The organism is Pontibacter populi (genome assembly GCF_019336435.1).
Classification (GTDB): domain Bacteria; phylum Bacteroidota; class Bacteroidia; order Cytophagales; family Hymenobacteraceae; genus Pontibacter; species Pontibacter humidus.
The window spans coordinates 1500355-1522053 of sequence record NZ_JAHWXQ010000001.1 but is presented as its reverse complement, the minus strand read 5'-3'; the positions used below and the strand labels follow the sequence as shown (position 1 = coordinate 1522053).

Here is a 21699-nt window from a genome sequence, read left to right as displayed (position 1 = left end):
TGGGAGTGCAAAGGTAGTAGCTTTTTTTCAATCTGCAATACCTCGAGCAAAATCTTTTTTTTTCTTTTCTTTTCAGCCTCTGTTCCATGTTCGAAAGAAGCTTTCCCTGCAAGGCCTGCTGCCTGAACCGGAGTGCAAAGATACGGCAATCTTTTCCGTCTTTGCAAGCACTCATCCAAAGAAATTTTAGAAATGTTTTCTAGAAGCTGCACTCGCTATAGTAGCTCTCGCTGCTGTAATGGAGGTTTTTCTTCCGTTCCAGTTACTGCGCCTCTTTCCAACTTCTCACTTCCTTTCCTGCTGAACGGGTTGCAAAAGTACACACTCCTTGTGAAGATGCAAGGGCCAGCCATGAACTTTTTACCTACAAACCGCTAAGTGGCTGGAAACCTGAAAGATTCTTTTTTAACTTGTGTTACTGCTGTCCAATAACACCTCTTCTTTATGACCGGGCTAAGGGTCATATCAGATGATTTCGTGAGTGTAACTCCTTTTAGTTGAACTGGACGTTAATCGGTTTTCTTCTTTATTATTCCAACTATAGATTACTCTTATATATAATAGAGTCCTTTACTTTTTCCTTCTTTCATTTATTAACAACAGCGCTATCCGCATACTCCTGCAGATAACTATACTTTTCAGTCAGCTTTCCATCCTTAGCTATAGTTGCTCTTGCCAGCATGCCCCCTTCATCGTTGTTAAAGAATTGCGGAAACACATAGTCTATAATATTACGGCCAAAGTCGCGGGAGGCGTTGCGGGGCAACTCGCAGGGTAGGTTATCTACGGCCATTACGGTTATATTGCTTTCCGAACTATAGGATGGCTCTAACTCTCCTGTTGCCGGGTTATAGTCGTACACCGGTTCGGGTATGGTAGTAGAGCGCTTGGTAGTCGGAATAGAACCATCTACATCGCAGGTAATGTCGGCGATAGTATCTATTTTAAAATCGGATTGACGGGTCTCATCTTCCGAGAACAGCTTAGGCGCTTTGGGATTCCAATAGGCACACGCCAGGAGCAGATCGGTTACGCGGGTAAATTTGCGGAAAGTGCTTTCGTATAGTTCCGGGTGGGCATAAAAGTCAGGAGAGTCCCATACTTCCACATCGGGCCTTCTGTTATAGTCGCCGGAGTGCAGCTGGGCATACACCGGCTCTGTGAACTGCTTATATAAATAGTCAAATACGCTTACTTTCCGGATCCCCATTTCATCCAGCACTTCCATGGCGCCGCCTGCCACACGACCGCCACCGGTTACAGCAATTTTAATAGCAGGCAACTTCACCTTAAAGAACTCTTCCCGCATATCATCCATGTCGTGGCAGAGGTAGGCAGGTTTCAGATCGAAAAGGCTGTGTTTTTTGCCGTAAGTAAGAATACCATTATAAGCGCCAACTATACCTGCATAGCGGCCAAAAGCAACTACGCGGTGTCCGTCCTTATCTGTCAGCAGCTCATAATCTATTAATGTGATCTTTTTATCGAGTATAGCACGCAGCAGTTTGGCGTTGTGTGGCTGCTTCTTTATAGTATGCGAAAAGAAAAAATAGGTCTTGTTCGGGATCAGCTGGTCTAAGGGGACTTCTTTTACACCCATCAGCACATCACAATTACTCAGGTCCTGCTGCAGCGGTATTCCCAGCTCTTTATATTCCTCATCCGAAAAACATCTTACTTCACTTGGCTGCACCAGCACTTCAAGGTCAGGAAATTCCTGGGTAGCTTCTTCGCATTTCTTGGGCGTTAGCGGCACCCGCTTATCTACAGGTACCTTTCCTTCTTTAATAATACCTACTTTAACCTTGGTCATGTGCAGATTCATGAATTGTTCTTGGATTTCTGATGTTTGAAACTATAGTCACGCCCCTGTAGGGCAGGCACTAAACAAGACGCCGGATATTGTGTTTAACAGTTATAGCTACACTATAATTATATGTATAAGTAGCACCCGGCAAAGGCATTAAGTATTTGCCTTTCATGGTTCAATATAAAAACAAATACTGTTACTTTTGTAGAAAATCAAAGAAGGCCTGAAATCCTTAACTTTCTAAGAAATTAATTAACCCAATTTCCCAATCAATATTTCATCGTTATGATATTTAAAACCAAACCTGCAGATGTGTTTAAGGAGCGCCACAATGGCCCTGACAAAGAGCAGATGCAGGACATGCTGCAAACCATCGGGGTAGACTCGCTGGACCAGCTGATTGAGGAGACCGTACCGGCCGCCATTCGCCTAAAAAGACCTTTGAACCTGCCAGCAGCCCTGACGGAGACAGAGTTCCTGAACCAGTTCTCGCAGATCGCGAAGCAGAACAAAATATACAAGTCGTACATTGGCTTAGGCTATAATGATACGATTATGCCACCGGTTATACTCCGTAATATTATGGAGAACCCGGGTTGGTATACAGCCTACACACCATACCAGGCCGAGATCGCACAAGGCCGCCTGGAGGCGCTGATCAATTACCAGACGATGGTAATGGACCTGACCGGCATGGAGATCGCCAACGCATCGTTGCTGGATGAAGGTACTGCTGCCGCTGAGGCAATGGGTATGTTCTTTGCTAACCGCAAAGGTGCCCGTAAAAATGCTAACCGCTTTTTCGTATCAGAGCTGGTATTGCCACAAACTATAGATGTACTTACTTCGCGCGCTATACCTATCGGCATTGAGCTGGTAATCGGTGATCACCGTGAGGTTGACTTCTCTGATGAGACCTTATTTGGTGCCCTGGTGCAGTATCCTGCTGCCGACGGTGCCATCTTCGACTATACTGACTTTATTGCAAAGGCGCATGAAAATGAGGCTTTCGTAGCTGTTGCTGCCGACATTCTTTCGCTTACCTTATTAACATCTCCGGGTGAGATGGGTGCTGATGCTGTAGTAGGTACTACGCAGCGTTTTGGTGTGCCAATGGGCTTTGGTGGTCCGCATGCAGGCTACTTTGCAACAAAAGATGCCTTCAAGCGCGTTATTCCGGGCCGTATCATCGGTATTTCGGTAGATGCGGAAGGTAACAGAGCGTACCGCATGGCCCTGCAGACACGTGAGCAGCATATCCGTCGTGAGAAAGCTACTTCCAACATCTGTACGGCACAGGTATTATTAGCTGTTATTGCCGGCATGTACGCTGTTTACCATGGCCCACGCCGCCTGAAGTATATCGGTTTAAATACCTACTCCCTGGCTCAGCAGTTAGAGAAAGGCCTGAAAGCATTAGGCTTTGAGCAGCAGAACGAGCAGTATTTCGATACACTGAAGATTGCAGTGGAAAGTGCTGAACTAAGAGATGCTATCCGTACAGAAGCTGAAGCAGCTGGTATCAACTTCCGTTACTTCGGAGAGAACAACATTGGCATCTCGCTTCACCAGAACACCAACCTGGCCGATGTAAAAGCTATAGTTGCTGTATTTGCAAAAGTGGCTGGAAAGTCTGCGGATGTATTAACAATAGATGCCTTACCAGAAGAAACAGATGTAACCTGGGCTGACAGCCTGATCCGTAAGAGTGAGTACTTAACACACGAAGTGTTTAACAAGCATCACTCTGAGCACGAGATCCTGCGTTACATGAAGTACCTGGAGAACAAGGATATTTCGCTTGTTCACTCGATGATCTCGCTAGGCTCCTGTACTATGAAGCTGAACGCTACAGCCGAGATGATCCCGGTTACCTGGCCGGAGATCGGGCAGCTGCACCCGTTTGCGCCTGCTGACCAGACAAAAGGCTATGCCCAGATATTTAAAGACCTGGAAGCCTGGTTATGCGAAATCACCCGTTTTGATGCGGTATCGTTGCAGCCTAACTCAGGCGCACAAGGCGAGTACGCTGGTCTGATGGTGATTCGTGCGTACCACGAGTCACGCGGCGATCATCACCGTACAGTTGCGCTTATCCCATCTTCTGCACACGGCACTAACCCGGCTTCGGCGGTTATGGCCGGTATGAAGGTAGTTATAGTTAAGTGCGACGAAAAAGGTAACATTGATGTAGCTGACCTGCGCGCGAAAGCGGAGCAATATAAAAATGAGCTGTCTTGTTTAATGGTGACGTACCCGTCTACACACGGTGTATATGAAGAGTCAATCGTTGAGATCTGCCAGATCATACATGACAACGGCGGCCGTGTTTACATGGACGGTGCCAACATGAATGCTCAGGTAGGTTTAACTTCGCCGGCACACATTGGCGCCGACGTTTGCCACCTGAACCTGCACAAGACGTTCTGCATCCCTCACGGTGGTGGTGGTCCTGGCATGGGCCCGATTGGTGTGGTAAAAGACCTGGCTCCGTTCCTGCCCGGCCACGCTGTAGTTGACTTAGGCCGTAAAGATGCGATTCACGCGGTATCTGCTGCGCCTTGGGGTTCTGCGTCTATCCTGCCTATTTCTTATGCTTACATTGCCATGATGGGACCTGATGGTCTGACAGAGGCTACGAAGTTTGCTATCCTGAATGCCAACTATATGAAGGCACGTTTAGAGAAGCACTACCCGGTACTGTACGTTGGTTCTAAAGGCCGTTGCGCACACGAGATGATCCTGGATTGCCGTGAGTTCAAGAAGTTCGGTGTGGAGGTAGAGGATATAGCGAAGCGTTTGATGGACTATGGTTTCCATGCGCCAACCGTATCGTTCCCGGTAGCAGGTACGCTAATGGTAGAGCCAACCGAGTCTGAAGCACAGGAAGAACTGGATAGATTCTGCGATGTGATGATCTCGATCCGTGAAGAGATTCGTGAGATTGAAGCTGGTAAAGCGGACCAGAAGAACAACGTACTGAAGAACGCGCCACATACCTTAAAAGTAGTGATGGTAGAGAACTGGGAAAGACCTTACTCTCGCGAGAAAGCGGTGTTCCCGATGGCGTACCTGCGCGACAACAAAGTATGGCCAACTGTGAGCCGTATTGATAGTGCTTACGGCGACCGTAACCTGGTTTGCTCTTGCGCTCCGATCGAAGCTTATAACGAAGACGGAAATGAGATGGTAGCTATCGGCTAACCGAATTATCCTATAGTTTTAGAAAGCCTGACCAAGATGGTCAGGCTTTTTCTTTTTCCCTTCCCTCTAAAAGTCACGATAAACTCCTGAATTTCATCGACAAACCTCGGTTTTTGTCAATAAACTGTACTTTTCCAATAAAAATCTAAATCAACCAACTGAATATTAAGTTTTTTTTAAATTTTTTTCAAAAAAATTCACTCCTGAAAAATGCATTTAAACAACTTAAATCCACATTTGGCATTATCCCAATAAAACTATATGATTATTTTTTACATATTTAGGTTTTTGTATATATAAAATCCATAACTTTGCAACCGTTAAATCGTTAGAGTAGTCAAAAAACTATAAACAATATGAAAAAATCAGTATTACTAATTGCTTTTATTACGATTTTGGTAATTAGTTATACTTCTGCAATGGCACAAGTAGCTACAACAGGTAGCAGCTTAGCCCTACGGTTAGCACAAGGAGGTAACACTCCATCAGGTGCTGCTATGTTAACTTCTGGTGGTATAGTTGCTACAGCTGCTGCTAAAGTTCATGTTGCAGTTATCCCTGCTTTTGCTTTACCAACTGAAAGCGTTGCCACTCCGGTTGCGGCTCCATTCTCAGTAGAAGCCACGGTAGCCAACGAAACTACAATGGCTGAAGAGCTGAACACTTTTATTGCTCAGGAGCGTGCACTTAAGCAGCGCAGCTGGTTCCGCAAGAAAAAGTAATTAACGCCTTAAGCTGCAGGCCTTTGTCAGCCATTGCTCGGGGTAGTGCGTATAGTAACATTATTCGCCACCAACCCTCACAGCAATGCACCACGCACCAAAAGTATGTTACTTTAATCTGCGGCTGATACCGGCCTTATTTTTACTGCTACTTACCAGTTGCATGGTAGGTCCAGACATAAACAGCAGCTACAACAGCTCCTCTAATTTCGGAGTTTACCAGACCTTTGCCTGGCACAATGCAGAGCTCCCTACTCCAACTATAGGAAGCGGCCCCGCCTACAGCCCACTGCTGGATCAGCAGATAAAACAAGCTATTGAAAGTGAATTAGTAAAAGTAGGGATGCGGCCTGCGGAGGAATCTCCGGACCTGCTCATTGCCTATGATATTGCATTGCCCGCCACAAAGGCATCGGAAGCAGATACAGTTTTTGCCCCCGGCTTTGGTTATGGCTATAGTTACTGGTATGGTTACAGGTTCCGATATAGTGTATCGGGGCTGCCGGCTTACAGAAGCGTACGTGACCTGCCACCTGGTACTTTAATTATTGACCTGATAGAAGCCAGCACCAATCAGCTGGTATGGCGCGGCTGGTACGAAGCAGGAATAGACCCAACAGCTCTCGGCAGCTACGACCTTAACAAAGCAGTTGCCAACATCATGTCGCGGTACCCGCCTGTGCCGCAAACCACACAGTAGCCTTAATTAAAACTATAGTTCAATCTGATTCCGCCAAAGTAATTACGGTCCGGGGCCGGCTGATAAAAGCGACCACCAAAGGCATTCAGGTCATTACCCAAACTATATTTTTCATCTGTCAGGTTATCAACCCCGGCAAAAATATCCAGCTGCAGCTGTCTGGCTATAGTTGTTCGGTAACCGGCTTTTGCACCCACCACTATATACCTGTCGGCATAAACAGTATTCTCATCATTCAGCGGAATCTCATCTGTATAGTTCGCTGTTGCATTAAAGTATAAACCAGGCTTTGTTACCAGATCTAAACCAGCTGCTACAGTGTGTGGCGCTACGCCTGTCAGTTCATTGCCGCTAAAATCATCTTCATCCTGCTGATATTCTTTAAACCGGAAATGGTTATAGGTGTAGCTAGCCCAGACCTTAAACAGGCTTACTGCATTTGCGGGCTCATCCACTATCGTATAGTTCAGTGCGGTTTCTAAACCTTTCTGCGAAGTAGAGCCCACATTCCGGAACACAGCCACGCTCGATACATCCTGCCGGCTAACTATAGTTTCTTTTAGCCTGAAGTAAAACCCGACCACATCAAAGCTCAGCCTGTTCTGCAAACTATAGCCACGCACACCCACTTCATAGTTTGTTCCTTTTTCAGCTTCAAGGTCTTCGTTTAAGGTACCATCCGAGGTCAGAATCTCTTCTTCGGTAGGAGGCGAGAAACCCGAACTGATGCTGGCATGCGCTGATATCCGGTCTGTTAATCGTTTAAGCAGCGCAACTCTTGGCGAAAGTACAGCCTCAAAATCTTTGGTATAGTTTATAGTTGGTACCTGGGCCAGTCGTATGATCTCGTATTGTGTATCGTTGAGGCTGAGGGCTGCGGTAAAGATGAAATCGGATGGCAACTCAAGTTCTGCCTGGCTGAAGATGAAGCCGGTCTTAGCAGTCACTTCATCGTCGGTGCGCAAAGCGCCTGCAGAGCCGCTATTATTGTCATAAGTCCGGGCTGCCTCAAATCCACGCTGAAACTCACCTCCGAAAGTATAGGTTGCCGGTAAGGTAGCTATCGTTGTTTTATAGGTAAAGCTGGTGCGGCCACCAAATTCCTGGTTCGCGTTGCGTTCATAATCAGTATTAAACGGATGGTCGCGGAAGCGGTGCAAACTATAGATGGCCGTTGCGTTACTGAAGTTATCTGTAAACCGATACTCCTGCTTCAATCCGATGTTTAGGCTTTCCTGATTCATGGCGGCCTGCTGTTTTACACTTCCAAACTCGCCGCCGCGTGCCTGCCTTGGGTTCTGGTCATACTGCTCTTTTGTGATGCCGCCGGGCAATTCGTAATACAGATCAGAGTAGATAATATGCGAAGTTATCGTTTGCTTATCCGATACATAAAACTCCGGAGAGATAAGCAGGACCTTTCTGTCGAAAGCAGATTGTTCGCGGTAGCCATCGTATTGCTGATGCGTGTACTGTGCCAGCACATTGCTCTTAGCTGACCCTGCACTGGCTGTAGCCGCATACTTGCGGAAACCATACGAACCTATCGTTACGCCGGCTCCAATTGTTGCGCCCAGCTGCGCACGCTTTGGCTCTAACAATACCGTTCCGCCTGTTCCTGCCCCATACACACTGGCCGTCGGGCCTTTCAGGATTTCTATAGAGCCTATACTTGCTGCGTCTAGGGCGTTAAGGGCCGTTGTTCCGTTTGCTTCGCTCAGCGGGATGCTGTTAAAATATAGCTTCACGTTCCGGATGCCGTAAGGCGAGCGCAGCGTGCTACCCCTGACCGAAATGCGATAACTGGCCGGCGCACGCTCATCCATCCGCACACCCGGCACTGTATTTACCGCCCGCACCAGTGAGCTTTCATCCGACCGCTGGATAACCTCACTATCCATTATACTGATGGCGCCAGCCGTTTGTAGTAAAGGACGGTTGGTCTCGAAACCCTGTACCTGTACTTCTTTTAAGATATTCTGCCGGGGCTGTAGTTCGGTATAGTAAACTATAGTTTGCCCATGTTGTATGGTGATAGTGTCTGGTACAAACCCAATATGGGAAACGATGATATAAGAAGCCTGCGCCGGAACGGTTAAACTATAGCTGCCATCTGTAGCGGTTTGCGTGGTCTGGTTGGTATTTGCTCTGACTATAGCATTTGGTATGGTTTGCTGTGTTTGCGCATTCCGGACAATACCTTTCACTATAGTTTGTGCCATAATTGCCGGACAAACACCAAGCACAAAGAAGTATAAAAGCAGAAGTTTTTTCATGGAGTAGGTACAGAAACTCATTTCAGAACGTGCAACAGGGCACATTGTTTATAGTTACAACTATAGTTTGCAAACTATAGGCAATAAAAAAGCTCCGGCAGAACCTGCGGAGCCTTTCCAAACTATGAAAGCTAATGAGATTTTTATATCAATTCAATTGATGTTTCTTATTTTATCTTGAACTCGGTTCTACGGTTCTGCTGGTGTTGTTCTTCCGAGCACTCCACGTTATCGCCGCAACCGTTAACAAGCCTGGTTTTACCGTAGCCTTTCGCTGTCAGGCGGCGTTTGTCTATGCCTTTCGATACCAGGTAATCTACAGCGGCGCTTGCTCTGCGTTCAGAAAGCAACTGGTTATAGTTCTGGCTCTCGCGGCTATCGGTGTGCGAGCTCATCTCTATTTTAATTTTTGGGTTGTTCTGAAGCACCGTTACCAGTTTATCCAGTTCCGTAGCGGCATCCGGTCTGATGTCCCACTTATCCAGGTCGTAATAGATGTTTTCCAGCACGATCACGCGGTCCAGCTCATTTTTATCGAACACCAGCGCCACTTGTATTGTATCACCGGCTGTTTCCGGTATTTTGGCAAGCGCCTGCTGTGTCAGGTAACCGTCTTTAGTGCCTAACAGCGAATAATTCGTGCCCTTAAAGCCATCCATAAAGTATTTACCCTTTTCATCAGAGATCACCACAGCCGAGTCAGCTTTACTTTCCTGTGTAACCACTACTTTCACCTGCGGCAACGGCACTTCTATATTCTTCTTCTTATCGTTCTGCTTACGCTCTAAAGTTGAGATGGCTAACACAACCGGCTTCTTCAGCACTTTAAAACTATAGATGTCTTCAGTTCCGTTATCGGAATCGCGGTTAGATGATAACATACCGCTTTCGCCTGGCTCCGTGAACATAATGCCATAGTCGTTCTTTGGTGAGTTGATCGGGTTGCCCATGTTGCGCACTCCTGACCAGTTGCCATGTTGGCCAAGGGCAGCAAAAATATCCAGGCCACCCATACCCGCATGTCCATCCGAAGCAAAGTATAGTTTACCGTCGGCATCTACATACGGAAAGCTCTCGCGGCCCGGCGTGTTTATAGTTGCACCTGCATTTACAGGCGTGCCCCAGCTACCATCAGCCTGGCGGGTTGTATAAAAAATATCAGTATCACCCAGGCTACCAGCCATATCAGAGGCAAAGTAGAGGATCTGCCCATCAGCCGACAGCGCCGGGTGACCTACTGAATACTCAGTAACGTTGTTGTAAGCAAATGGCTGAATGTTGCTCCAGTTGCCATCTACTTTCTGTGCCGAAAATATTTCCAGTCGGTTAATGTGTTCCGGCTTTTCGGCTTCTTTTACCCAGCTGGTTGGGTCAGGGTTTACATTGTTGCGCTGGCGCACCATGTGGGTTCTTGTAAAATACAGCATCTGCCCATCTGTAGCTGCAGACGCAGTTGCATTATGGTATTCCGAGTTAACCACGTCCTGTAGAGCGGTAGGTGCTCCCCAGTTACCTTGCGCATCAGGTTCAGCAGTAAAAAGTTGCAGATAAGGGCGGCCGGTCCAGCCATACACATCTGCTTTTGCATCAGCAGAAATTCCCCTGTCAGATGTGAAGATGATGCCTTTGCCAAACGGTGCCGGGCTGAAATCGGAAAAACCACCAACGTTTACACCAGCTAATGTCTGTACTTCGGCTGTTGGCTCCTGCTGCATCCACTTTATAGTTTGGTCTGTAGCGGCTACCAGCTTCTGTGCATTTTCAGCATTTTCCGGCATCGCCTCGCCCCACTTCATGTACTCTTCCTTAGCTTCGGCGTATTTACCGTTGCTGCGAAGCGCTTCTGCATAATAATAATGGTTCATCGGGTTGCTGCCCGGCAACTGCACAGCTTTTGCATACCACTGCTCGGCCTGGTGCGTCTGGCGCGTCATGCGGTAAGCATCTGCAATGCGCTGCGTGGTTTCAGCACTAGGCTCACGCTTGGCTATAGCTGATTTATAGTTTTCCAGGGCCAGTGCATAGGCATAATTATCAAAATGCTTGTTAGCCTTCCGGAGGTCTGATTGCGCCTGTGCCACCGAGCCAAAACTCAGCATGGCCGCTACAACTAGATATAAGGGTGTAGATTTATAGTTCATATGCTTTCAGGCTAAGATTAAAAGTATTGTGGTGTGAGCATTTTGGTATCTGTCTTTCTGAAGAAGTAATACCCCACCGATATTTCATGTGTGTTAAAAGAACCCAGGTCGTTGAGCATCTTATCGTAGGCATAGCCCAGGCGCAGCGATTTATGAATCTGCAGTTCCCCGATAAAAGCGATAGCTGTACGACTCTTCATACCGTTCATATCCGGCGTGTTGTTAAAGAGCTTCATGCTTGTGCGGTACGAACCGCCTAACCATAACCTGTCGGCCAGCAATACAAAGGCATTCAGATCTACCGCTGTAGGAGCGTTAAAATCTTCTTTCACCAGCATGCTTGGCTTTAGTTTTACAAAAGGACCTATATCAAACACATAACCTGTTGTAAAGTAATAGTGGCGCTCCGGCTCAATGTTATCCATATCCTTGTACTGCAGCAGGTCAGAGGCTGAAAGGCCCGCATAGAAACGCTGCGTATGGAAGTAAGCACCTATCTTAATATCTGGACGAATGTTGCTTTCTGAGCCTGCCGGTATAGAAGGATCGTTTTCAATACCCAGTTCGTTGCCATCTACTTTGGTTTGCACCAGGCCCGGCGCAAGGCCCAGGCTAAATACGCCCGTTTCGCTTACCGGAAGCTTTACTGCAATGTTGGCATAAGCTGATATGGCAGATTGCGCCCCTATCTGGTCGCGGGTTAATGCCAGGCCAAGCCCCAGTTTGTTGCTGGCAGAAATACCGTCTATGCTAAGCGCCTGTGTGGTTGGCGCTCCATCAATGCCTGTCCACTGCGAGCGGTGGAAGGCATTTACGTTGAGCACATTCTTGCTGCCAGTATACGCAGGGTTAATGCCCATACTGTTGAAGATGTATTGTGAGTACTGTGGGTTTTGCTGGGCGCTTGCCGAGAAGGCTAAGAGCAGGGCCAGCAGGGTATAAACTATTCTCATTTTCTTAAATGTTTTGTCCTTTATGTTGGCCTGATGCTTAGCGGAAGATGGTTACATAACCTGTGAATGCCTGCTCTTTACCGTCGCACAGTTTCACGATCACTTTGTAGAAGTAAGTGCCCTGCTCCAGACCTTTTCCGGTCCAGTCGTTCTGGTAATTCTTCTGCTTGTAAACTTCCGTGCCGTAGCGGTTAAAGATCATTACTTCGTTGCCGGTGTATTTCTCCAGATTAGTGATCTTCCAGGCATCGTTCGTGCCGTCGCCGTTCGGGCTAAAGGCTTTCGGGAAGCTCAGGTTACCGTTAACCAGCGACATATCCAGCGCGATCACAGATTCAGGGCTGCTGCAGCCATTTGTGTTGGCCACTACCTTAATATCACCCGTTGCATTGGCGTTATCTGTTTTTACTTTGATGGATGTAGTACCCTGACCAGAGATGATCGTAGTTCCAGCAGGCACCGTCCAGGTATAGCTTGTAGCACCTGCTACTGTAGCAATGCTGTAAGAAAGGCCATCACAAAGCGTGCTGTTATCTGTTATAGGTCCTGCTGAAGTTGGTGGTGTAGTGATACCAGATGCAAATACTCCTGCATCGCTGTCGCCGCACGTATTGGTCACAACCACGGTTACTTCGCCGCCCGCTTCGCCAGCAGTTACAGTAATGCTGTTGGTATTGTCGCCTGTTGTTATTACCCAGCCGGTTGGTACAGTCCAGGTATAGTTGGTAGCACCTGCTACAGCTGTTACACTATACACATTGCCTGCGCTACCTGCGCACGTTTCTGCCGGGCCGGTTATAGTTGGTGTGGCTGGTTTAACCGTTGGCGCTACTGCCATCGTTGCTGTTGCACCTGCACCGCAGCTGTTGCTTATCGTTACAGTTACATCGCCCGTTGCTTCGCCTACCTTCACTTCTATAGTTGGCGTGTGGTTTCCGCTGATGATCGTCCAGCCTTGTGGTACTGTCCAGTTGTAGTCTGTTGCACCATCAACTTCTGCCACACTATATGTCAGCGTTGTTCCGATGCATGCTCCGGCACTGCCGGTTATAGTTGCGGCTGCCGGTACATCGCTGGCTGCTACTGTAAAGGTTGCTGCTTCGCTGCTTCCGCATTCGTTATCGGCAGTAACCGTTACGTTACCAGATGTGGCACCTGCAGTTACAGTTATTTTGGTTGTGTTTTTACCTGATGTGATCGTCCAACCAACTGGTACTGTCCAGGTATAACCTGTAGCGCCTGCAACCGGAGCAATCTCGTAGGTCGGCGTTATGTCACCAGCACATACTTCGCTTGTGCCAGCCAGTGGCGTTGGTTTTTCAGGAACAGGCAGTATGGTTATAGTTGTCGTTGCCGGATCGCTCTCGAAGCAGCTGTTCTTCACTTTAACGGAGATTGTACCACCTGTTGCGCCTGCATCTATAGTTGCTGTGGCAGCGCCCGGCTCACTAGTAAGGGTTATTCCGCCAGTTGTGCTCCACTCGTAGGTTACGCCTTCGCCGGCACCAACCACAGTATAGGTTAGTCCTTTTGCATTAGCACAAGCCTGAGCCGGACCGCTTATAGTTACAACTGGTTTAGCTGTTACAACGATGTCTTTGACAACGGTAAATTCATTTCCGCACAGGTCTTTTACTTTCACTTCCAGGGTACCACCCGTGTTGCCAGCTTTTACAGTTATAGTTGTAGCTGTTCTGGATACTTCTGTAAAGCCTGCAGGTAAGGTGTAATCGTAAGTCGCACCAAATACTTCTGTTATCTCAAATTTTATTTGTTCACCATCGCAGAGGTTACCGTTGCCGGTTATAGTTAATGTCGGAGCATCGCAGGTAACATCTATTGGTTCTTCGTCGGTGTTATCGCCTGGCGTTGGGTCTGGTAGCGTAGGGTTCGTAATGGTAGCCACGTTCACAATATTTCCGGCAGCTACAATCTTGGCAACTATAGTCAGTGTTACACTTTCATCTTTACCCAGTGTTCCTACTGCATAAATACCGGTAGTCGGGTCGTAAGTGCCTTTTGTTACGGTGTGGCTCTCATATTGCAGGCCTGCTGGCAGCACATCAGTTACCACTACATTTTCGGCTGCATAAGGCCCGCTGTTGCTGGCAACTATAGTATAAGTTACTAATCCACCTACTTTATAAGGTGCGCCGCTTGCGGTTTTCTTAATGCTCAGGTTAGCAGCCGGCACTGGCACGTCAATGGGCTCTTCTTCAGTATTGTCGCCCGGGTTCGGATCCGGATCTTTACCAATTACAGTAACTCCGTTTTTAATATTTCCCGATGCCGTTACTTTAAATACAAGCTTCAGCGTTTCAGTGCCTGTGTTTACAAGAGTTGGTATAGTCCAGATGTGAGTGGTTTCATTATAAGTACCATTCGAGATCGACTCAACACGTACAAATTCCAACCCAGCCGGGATATTCTCTTTTACCTGAACATCGGTAGCCGTACCCGGTCCCTTGTTAGTAGTTGTTATAGTATATGTTACTTCCGAGCCTATGGTGTAATCACCTGCAGCCGCTTCTTTCGTTACAGCTAAGTCGGTAACCACAACGTTTGGCAGGAACACGTTATTGGAGGTCAGGTTTACTTTGCCGTTTAAAGACATCACCCTGCCAATCACTACCACACCGGCATCCAGTGTTATATCACCTTTTGCCAGTATCGTTCCCTGGAAACCTGTAGAGCCTCCCAGGATAACGTCTCCTGTTACAACCCAGTAAATATTGCTTGGCTGCGCGCCGTTCATAGTCAGTACACCAGCCGCCGGAGCATCCGTTAGCAGGTTACCATCTATTATAAACACGAAAACAGAGTTAACATCTCCGCGGCCATCCACTGCAAGTACACCTTTAAAACTGGCATCACCGGAAACTTTGTAGGTACCCGGCCCTAAAGGCAAAGCACTTTCACCGAAGTTGCCAGCGATATTTGTAGCGGGTGTTCGGGCATACAAGGCATTGTATGCAACCAGGGCATCCTGAGCAGCATTAATAGCAGACGGTGTGTTTTTCTCAATTTTGCCGGATTTCACAACAAGCCCCGCTTCACCATTCAGGACATTACCCGGGCTGATGCCCACGTTTCCAGTAACCCCTGTTTGGCCGGTGTTGTTGATCTGAGAGGAAGCGAGCACTGCATAACTAGCAGCATTGCCCAGTACATCTTGTGTCTGTCCATAGCTAAGGGTAATGCCGACAGATAAGATGGCACAAATCAGCAGTAAAATTTTATTCATATGGATATGTTGAAATGAAATATTAGCGGAATCAGATATATATAGATTTGACTATACATATTGAACAATTTCATTTACTTAAATTATCCGATTATGTTGTGTTAAATTCAAAAAATTATAGACTTATATATAAAAAAATACATATATATAAGATAAGTTATGTTTTTACACTAATCACACCAGACTCAAGATTTATAACACACCACGCACTTGTGTTAAAATAAATATCAGAATCCTATAATTATTAGGTCCAAAAATTTGTAGATAGGGCAAGAAGAGTAAGAGAGAACAGGATTATTATGTCTTGAAAATGAGATAGCTTCTTTAAAATATTTTGGTTGAATTTTATAGTTGCCATTCGCTTTCCTCTTGTTCTTGCCTGGAGGGAGTTTCTGCTGTTGCTATAGTTTGAGGCTGCAGTTCTAGTGGTCCCCCCGCCCCTCCTTGTCTAAGACGTGGAGCTTTGGGTTACTTCCCCATCTGTCATCCTGAAAGGACCTTGGTAGAAGGGAGGTAAGACCTTTGCTATAGTTAGTGGCACAATTCTATAGTTAGGGTTTTAACCCACCCCCGCCTCCCGAGAGGGAAATTTCTGCTATTGCTATAGTTTGCCTATAGTTTCATAGTTAGAGTGATAACACCCTGTAGTCCCCTCAAGGGGACAATTCCGCTATAGCTATAGTTTGAGTTATAGTACTATAGTTACAACCCACGAGCGGGACAGGTTTACCTGTCCCTACGGAACTACAACCACGGTAAATCTAGAAGCGAGTTAGTGCAAAATATAGATGCTGGTAACTATGCGAAACGTCTCAGTCTTTGGGTTGAGCGCCTTTGATTTGTTGCGGTGCCGCTAGGCAACACGAGCAAAGCGAGGGTAGCAAGAAAGCAGCAGCGCGATGCCCGAAGACGGGGCCTCCCGGCCGTGAGGGCACCAAAGCTAACGATAGAACAGTAGCCAAGTAGAGTTCCCAGGATGGATAGCAGCTTTGAAAGAAAAGGCTTGGTTCGAATAGTAGTAATATCAACTATAAGCTGAGATAGATTTCTCACTTTGCTCGAAATGACAATAGAGAAGTAAATCAACTATAGCCCAGACGCTAACAGGAGTTGCGCACACTGCTAGGTCTTAGTGAAATTGCGAATTCATCAACACCATAATCACGGTTTAAACCAAAAATCTGCAGTGGCACTTTTAATCCCACGCATACTCAGGGTTACCTTAGACATGAGATGATACAAGAGGAATTATAGAAACATGAATGCCATCACTTACAACAATTAAGCTTAGCCTGAAAAGCATAACAACAAAAAAGCCCTGTTGCGCTGGCAACAGGGCTTTCGAAAAGACATTAGTCAAACTTATACATTTACATGGCGCTCAGCGTGGTACGACGAACGAACCAGCGGACCTGACTCCACATACTTGATACCTCTGTTCAAACCTTCTTCACGGTAGTGCGCAAACAGGTCTGGATGGATAAATTCTGCTACTTCTATGTGTAGTTTTGTTGGCTGTAAGTACTGGCCAAGCGTCAGGATATCGCACCCGTTGGCAGCCAGATCATCCATCGCCTGGTACACCTGGTCGCGGGTTTCGCCTAAGCCCAGCATAATACCGGTCTTGGTGCGTTTGCCATACTCTTTCGTACGCTTTATCTGCTCCAGGCTTCGCTCATACTTAGCCTGCGGGCGCACCTGGCGGTATAGTTCCTTTACCGTTTCCATATTATGCGACACAACTTCCTGGCCAGCTGAGATCATGGTGATCAGCGCATCCCAGGTTCCTTTTACGTCTGGTATCAGGGTTTCTATAGTTGTTGCCGGCGACAGCTCTTTTACTAACCTTACCGTTTCGTGCCAGATAGCAGCGCCACGGTCTTTTAGCTCGTCGCGGTTAACAGACGTGATAACAGCATGTTTTACGCCCATAAGCTGAATAGCTTCTGCTACACGGCGTGGCTCATCCTCGTCGTACTCGTTCGGGCGACCAGTAGCTACAGCGCAAAAAGAGCAGCTGCGTGTACAAACGTTACCCAGAATCATGAAGGTGGCCGTACCTGCTCCCCAGCATTCGCCCATGTTCGGGCAGTTGCCGCTTTCGCAGATGGTATGCAGTTTATATTCAGATACTATATTGCGTACTTTAGCATATTCCTGCCCTACAGGCAATTTTACGCGAAGCCAGTTTGGTTTGCGTATTTTGCCGTTTTCACTCAGTTCTGAGGGAGTGGTATTGGGCTGTATTACCGGAAGTGATATGATTTCATCCATGCTGCAAAGATAGGAAGTAATGTGTTAAGAGACATTAGTTTTATGCCTCTTTCCTTTGCAACAGAAGTACGTTAAGATTTGTTCGGATTATTTGCGGCGACCGTAGTAGATGTTAAGGTACACAGATGTAAAACGGCTGTTATTGCTTGCTTCCGGAATAATGACCAGTTCCTTTGTATACATTTCCACCATCACCCCAACTTCTACACCGGCTATACTTTCGTTATAGCGGCCGTACTCGAAGCTCAGACCAGCTTTTACATGGGCGCCTATGTTCAGTTTTGATTCTCCTAAGCCTGTAAACACACCGCCGCTGCCCTGTATTCTTGCCAGATCCTTATGGTCCTGCGGGTTATACTGCTCGGTACGGACACCTTCGCTTGTACCCTGCTGGCCATAGTTGTAGCGCACAAAGTAAGGCACCAGGAAGCCCAGCGAAGGACCAACTGCACCAATGGCATTTACCTGTACTCCCGATTCGGCAGCTTTCCTGAAAAGTACCAGCTCACGACCATATTGCGGACGCACTACAAATAAATAATTCTGCTTACCCCGGATATAGGAATCTCCGGTTTCGCCGCTGTAAAAGCGCTGCTCTCTGGGGTGTTTTACTTCCACAATCTCTATGGCTCCAAACTGCAGCATATTATGGTTCATGGTGTAAGCCGACCGGACAAAAACACCGCCAATAAGGCCACCGTTAGAGTTCAGGTTTAAACCATAGCTCAGTTCGTTATCAAAAGACTCCTCTTCTTCTTCAGACTGGGCGAGCGCCGGCAAAGCAATACCTGCAAAAGCGAGCGTAAGCACGAAAGCGATGTATCGGATCACTTAGAATAATTTATAGTTTATTTAAAAGTAAGTAAATTCACGCTTTATTCAAACCAATACTTGTTATGGCAACTATCCAAAATAAATACCAGGGCAATTTACGTACGCAAGCCCAGCATCTGGCTTCAGGCAACACCATTATTACTGACGCACCACTCGACAACAATGGCCGTGGAGAGGCTTTCTCACCTTCAGACCTTGTTTGCGCTGCACTTGGCAGTTGCATGATGACCATTATGGGCATTGTAGCAGAACGCAACAGCATCGCCATTGAAGGCATGGAAATAGAAACCACTAAAATTATGGTTGCTGATCCACGTCGTATCGGTGAAATTGTGCTAACATTTAAAATGCCGGCTATAGCCTATACTGCAAAAGAAAAAGCTTTGTTGGAGAACGCGGCCCGCACCTGTCCGGTTGCGATGAGCCTTCATCCGGAAATAAAGCAATCGGTAAGCTTTAACTACCAGAACTAGAAAAAAAGTTGCTGCATCTTTAGTCAGATGCAGCAACTTTCTTCTTCATCTCATCTAAGTTTATACTTAAATGCGATGCGTTATAAGTACACATCCCATCCTGTACCAACAGTATCTGCGGCGACTCGTGACGCACCTGCAACACTTCCGCTATTTCGTTAGATACCGGGCGATATGCCAGCATATCCAGGTAATATGGTTTAATATGGTCCAGCCCTTTGCCATCCCATTGGCGCTCCAGGCGGCTTTTGGCTGTTGAGCTGATCGAACACGATGTACTGTGCTTAAAGATAACAACAGGGGTATGTTTCGATTCTTCCAGTATAGTATCCAGCTGTTCTGTGCTATTTAGAGGGTGCCAGTTCATAGTTAGGTTTTGTTTGTACGTAGTGTTTTACCTGCCAGCCTGCTTACTGGTTGTCTTCCTGCGCAGAAATGTTTTCTTTTTCAGCGGTTTGCCTGCCTCATCAAATTTATACTGGCGGCGCTCATCACGTTTCTTTACTCTTTTACGGGCAGCTTCTCCCTTTTTAAAGGTATAAGCATTCGTGTTCAGGTGGCTGTCTTTGTAAGTAGATTCTGTTTTTTCGGCTTCCTTCAGAAAACGCCGTTGTTCCTTTTTTTGCTTATCATCGCTCAGATTCTTTATCTGCGCCATAGCCGGCACCACCCCGAGTAATAACAGCATCAAAAAGCTGATTATTCCTTTAGTAAACATTTGCATCATACGCCTCCTCTCTTTCGGTATAAGTATAGTTTACGAGGTTAGCCCTTAGAAGAACAGGAATTTTTTCTTCTTTTGTACCAGTCCATCTTTGTTGGTAGATACCCTGATCGCTTCGAGGCCAGCAGCACCTTTTGCCTGCACTTTTACACTCTTGCCATTGGGCGAGGGGCAGGGAATACCCTTTTTACCACAGCCGCTCGCAAGAGAAAGCATTATAGTTAGTAGTACCAGAGAAAGGACGCGGTTATAGGTCATGGCTGATCAGGTAAAGTATGTTATTAGTACGCAAGTATTGCTTCTACCTTTTCGCGGAGACGTTGCTTTGGCAAAAATTCTGCTTCCAGTGGCGGTGCAAAAGGGATGGCAGTATCCAGACTAGCTACACGGGCAACAGGCCCATCCAGGTGCTCAAAACAATTTTCTCCGATCCAGGCTGCAATTTCGCCGCCAATACCACCTGTCAGTGTGTCTTCGTGTAAGATGATAACGCGGCCGGTCTTGGCTACAGTATTTCGTACAGCTTCTTTGTCCCAAGGCAACAGTGAGCGCAGATCTAGTATTTCAATACTTGTGCCCGGCATTTCCTGCTGCAGTTGCTTGGCCCAATGTACGCCCATACCATAGGTTATAATAGACAGGTCCTCGCCTTCGGCTACTGTTTTCGCTTTACCGATCTCTATAGTATAGTAGTCATCCGGAATATCCTGCGAGATGGAGCGATAAAGCAGCTTGTGCTCAAAATACATTACCGGGTTCGGATCTTCGATCGCAGCATTCAGCAACCCTTTGGCATCATACGGAGACGAAGGGTAAACAACTTTTAAACCGGGTGTGTGGAAGAACCAGGCTTCGTTGCTCTGCGAGTGAAACGGACCAGCTGCAGTACCGGCACCTGTAGGCATACGCACTACCACATCGGCGTGCTGGCCCCAGCGGTAATGGCTCTTGGCCAGGTTATTCACGATCTGGTTAAAGCCCACGCTCACAAAGTCGGCAAACTGCATTTCCACCATGCTCTTTTTGCCTTTTACAGACATGCCCAGCCCTATACCAAGTATAGCCGACTCGCAAAGTGGTGTGTTGCGCACGCGCTCTTTACCAAATTTATCTACAAAGCCTTCTGTAATCTTGAAAACGCCACCATATTCGGCAATGTCCTGGCCCATTAAAACCAGTTCCGGGTAACGCTCCATGCTCTGGCGCAAACCATCTGAAATGGCATCTACAAAACGTTTTTCAGTCTTAGCACTTGATGCCGGCGCTACAGGCTGCTGCACGTATGGTTTATACATGTCGGCAATTTCTTCCTGGCGATCAGCAACAGGCATTGGGGTAGCGAAAGCAGTCTGTAAACCTTCTTCAATTTCGGCTTTCAACTCTTCGCGAATACTTTCTACTGCCTTTTGGGTAAGTACCAGTTCATCCAGCAAAAACTTCTCATAGTTCTCAACCGGATCTTTTTTAGCCCATTTCTCGAACAGCTCCTGCGGCACATACTTGGTGCCACTGGCTTCTTCATGGCCACGCATCCTGAACGTCATGGCTTCGATCAGCACCGGACGTGGGTTCTTGCGCATGCTGGCTGCTGTCTGCCGTACCGTATCGTATACCTCCAGCAGATTATTGCCATCTATCTGCAGGGCATCCATGCCATAGGCAGGGCCTTTATCTATAAACTGCTTAAACTTGAACTGCTCATTGCTTGGCGTAGATAAACCATAACCATTATTCTCGATCATGAAAATAACCGGCAATCCCCACACAGCTGCTACGTTCAGCGCCTCATGAAAATCGCCTTCCGAAGCTCCGCCATCGCCACTATACACTAGCGTTACTTTTTCTTTTTTATCCAGTAAATCCGACAGAGCAATACCATCGGCTACCGCCAGTTGCGGTCCCAGATGGGAGATCATACCTACAATATGGTGCTCGTTAGAACCGAAATGGAAAGAGCGGTCGCGGCCCTTTGTAAAGCCGGTTTTCTTACCCTGAAACTGCGCAAACAATCTATCCAAGGGCACATTGCGGCTGGTAAAAACGCCCAGGTTACGATGCAGCGGAAGTATGTATTCGTCCTGCTCCAGCGCCATAGCCGACCCTACAGAAATAGCTTCCTGGCCAATACCAGAAAACCACTTGCTTACTTTTCCCTGTCGCAGTAGCACGAGCATACGCTCTTCGATCATGCGTGGCTTAAGTATAGCACGGTAAAGGGAGATCAGTTCGTCCTCGGAATATTCTTTGCGGTTGTAGTTCATCTCAGAAATTGGAAACTTCGTTATAGGTAGGCAAGTTAGTATATTAGGCGTAGCTATAAAATATGTCGCTAATTTATACTTTT

General features: G+C 47.0%; 16 protein-coding genes. 4 read left to right on the top strand and 12 right to left on the bottom strand.

What is annotated here, in order from left to right; all coding sequences use genetic code 11:
* Together KYK27_RS06570 and KYK27_RS06565 are read right to left on the bottom strand one after the other, a co-directional pair.
* On the bottom strand, positions 1–212 hold a 212-nt coding region (locus KYK27_RS06570), incomplete at its 3' end, for a hypothetical protein (RefSeq protein WP_219337355.1).
* A 374-nt stretch (positions 213–586) separates the two neighbouring features.
* Positions 587–1813, bottom strand: a complete 1227-nt coding sequence (locus tag KYK27_RS06565) for an NAD(P)-dependent oxidoreductase (protein ID WP_199109163.1) — start codon at positions 1811–1813, stop codon at positions 587–589.
* Between the two features lie 282 nt (positions 1814–2095).
* On the opposite strand from KYK27_RS06565, the gene gcvP reads away from it, so the two are divergent.
* The 3 genes from gcvP (at position 2096) to KYK27_RS06550 (ending at position 6436) form a co-directional block, all read left to right on the top strand.
* Complete coding sequence (gene gcvP, locus KYK27_RS06560) at positions 2096–5014, top strand: aminomethyl-transferring glycine dehydrogenase (protein ID WP_199109162.1); 2919 nt, start codon at positions 2096–2098, stop codon at positions 5012–5014.
* Between the two features lie 356 nt (positions 5015–5370).
* On the top strand, positions 5371–5736 hold the full coding sequence (locus tag KYK27_RS06555; protein WP_199109161.1) for a hypothetical protein: 366 nt from the start codon (positions 5371–5373) through the stop codon (positions 5734–5736).
* Between the two features lie 85 nt (positions 5737–5821).
* Positions 5822–6436, top strand: coding sequence for a DUF4136 domain-containing protein (locus KYK27_RS06550; RefSeq protein ID WP_199109160.1), 615 nt, complete (start codon positions 5822–5824; stop codon positions 6434–6436).
* 2 nt (positions 6437–6438) lie between these two features.
* On the opposite strand, the gene KYK27_RS06545 is transcribed toward KYK27_RS06550, so the two are convergent.
* The 6 genes from KYK27_RS06545 to KYK27_RS06520 form a co-directional block, all read right to left on the bottom strand.
* Positions 6439–8712 (bottom strand): TonB-dependent receptor, encoded by a 2274-nt coding sequence (locus KYK27_RS06545; RefSeq protein WP_233150267.1) that lies wholly within the window; start codon positions 8710–8712, stop codon positions 6439–6441.
* 167 nt (positions 8713–8879) lie between these two features.
* Positions 8880–10853: an OmpA family protein gene (locus KYK27_RS06540; RefSeq protein WP_233150266.1), complete on the bottom strand. Its 1974-nt coding sequence runs from the start codon at positions 10851–10853 to the stop codon at positions 8880–8882.
* Positions 10854–10870: 17 nt separating this feature from the next.
* Positions 10871–11806, bottom strand: coding sequence for a type IX secretion system membrane protein PorP/SprF (locus tag KYK27_RS06535; RefSeq protein ID WP_199109159.1), 936 nt, complete (start codon positions 11804–11806; stop codon positions 10871–10873).
* 37 nt (positions 11807–11843) lie between these two features.
* Positions 11844–15050, bottom strand: a complete 3207-nt coding sequence (locus KYK27_RS06530; RefSeq protein ID WP_199109158.1) for an ice-binding family protein — start codon at positions 15048–15050, stop codon at positions 11844–11846.
* A gap of 1362 nt (positions 15051–16412) precedes the next feature.
* Positions 16413–17315: a lipoyl synthase gene (gene lipA / locus KYK27_RS06525; protein WP_370583617.1), complete on the bottom strand. Its 903-nt coding sequence runs from the start codon at positions 17313–17315 to the stop codon at positions 16413–16415.
* A 96-nt stretch (positions 17316–17411) separates the two neighbouring features.
* Positions 17412–18155 carry a hypothetical protein gene (locus KYK27_RS06520; protein ID WP_199109157.1) on the bottom strand — a complete coding sequence of 248 codons (744 nt, stop codon included), beginning with the start codon at positions 18153–18155 and terminating at the stop codon, positions 17412–17414.
* Positions 18156–18220: 65 nt separating this feature from the next.
* Between KYK27_RS06520 and KYK27_RS06515 the strand changes: the two genes are divergently transcribed.
* Complete coding sequence (locus tag KYK27_RS06515; RefSeq protein WP_162428326.1) at positions 18221–18631, top strand: OsmC family protein; 411 nt, start codon at positions 18221–18223, stop codon at positions 18629–18631.
* A gap of 19 nt (positions 18632–18650) precedes the next feature.
* Here KYK27_RS06515 and ytxJ read toward each other — a convergent pair whose 3' ends face one another.
* From ytxJ to KYK27_RS06495, 4 genes are read right to left on the bottom strand one after another with little or no spacing between them, the layout of a single operon-like run.
* The gene (gene ytxJ, locus KYK27_RS06510; protein ID WP_199109156.1) at positions 18651–18998 is read right to left on the bottom strand and encodes a bacillithiol system redox-active protein YtxJ; all 348 of its coding nucleotides are present in this window, start codon (positions 18996–18998) and stop codon (positions 18651–18653) included.
* A 27-nt stretch (positions 18999–19025) separates the two neighbouring features.
* Positions 19026–19358, bottom strand: coding sequence for a hypothetical protein (locus KYK27_RS06505; protein WP_219337354.1), 333 nt, complete (start codon positions 19356–19358; stop codon positions 19026–19028).
* Positions 19359–19403: 45 nt separating this feature from the next.
* A complete protein-coding gene (locus tag KYK27_RS06500) occupies positions 19404–19613 on the bottom strand; it encodes a hypothetical protein (protein WP_199109154.1) in 210 nt (69 codons plus the stop codon).
* Between the two features lie 23 nt (positions 19614–19636).
* Positions 19637–21616, bottom strand: coding sequence for a thiamine pyrophosphate-dependent enzyme (locus KYK27_RS06495; protein ID WP_199109153.1), 1980 nt, complete (start codon positions 21614–21616; stop codon positions 19637–19639).
* Between the last annotated feature and the right edge of the window lie 83 nt (positions 21617–21699).

What these genes read in the sequence shown, in the direction of transcription:
- KYK27_RS06565 (WP_199109163.1), bottom strand. Translation starts at nt 1,813, where the DNA reads ATGACCAAGGTTAAAGTAGGTATTATTAAAGAAGGAAAGGTACCTGTA.
- gcvP (WP_199109162.1), top strand. Translation starts at nt 2,096, where the DNA reads ATGATATTTAAAACCAAACCTGCAGATGTGTTTAAGGAGCGCCACAAT.
- KYK27_RS06555 (WP_199109161.1), top strand. Translation starts at nt 5,371, where the DNA reads ATGAAAAAATCAGTATTACTAATTGCTTTTATTACGATTTTGGTAATT.
- KYK27_RS06550 (WP_199109160.1), top strand. Translation starts at nt 5,822, where the DNA reads ATGCACCACGCACCAAAAGTATGTTACTTTAATCTGCGGCTGATACCG.
- KYK27_RS06545 (WP_233150267.1), bottom strand. Translation starts at nt 8,712, where the DNA reads ATGAAAAAACTTCTGCTTTTATACTTCTTTGTGCTTGGTGTTTGTCCG.
- KYK27_RS06540 (WP_233150266.1), bottom strand. Translation starts at nt 10,853, where the DNA reads ATGAACTATAAATCTACACCCTTATATCTAGTTGTAGCGGCCATGCTG.
- KYK27_RS06535 (WP_199109159.1), bottom strand. Translation starts at nt 11,806, where the DNA reads ATGAGAATAGTTTATACCCTGCTGGCCCTGCTCTTAGCCTTCTCGGCA.
- KYK27_RS06530 (WP_199109158.1), bottom strand. Translation starts at nt 15,050, where the DNA reads ATGAATAAAATTTTACTGCTGATTTGTGCCATCTTATCTGTCGGCATT.
- KYK27_RS06515 (WP_162428326.1), top strand. Translation starts at nt 18,221, where the DNA reads ATGGCAACTATCCAAAATAAATACCAGGGCAATTTACGTACGCAAGCC.
- ytxJ (WP_199109156.1), bottom strand. Translation starts at nt 18,998, where the DNA reads ATGAACTGGCACCCTCTAAATAGCACAGAACAGCTGGATACTATACTG.
- KYK27_RS06505 (WP_219337354.1), bottom strand. Translation starts at nt 19,358, where the DNA reads ATGATGCAAATGTTTACTAAAGGAATAATCAGCTTTTTGATGCTGTTA.
- KYK27_RS06500 (WP_199109154.1), bottom strand. Translation starts at nt 19,613, where the DNA reads ATGACCTATAACCGCGTCCTTTCTCTGGTACTACTAACTATAATGCTT.
- KYK27_RS06495 (WP_199109153.1), bottom strand. Translation starts at nt 21,616, where the DNA reads ATGAACTACAACCGCAAAGAATATTCCGAGGACGAACTGATCTCCCTT.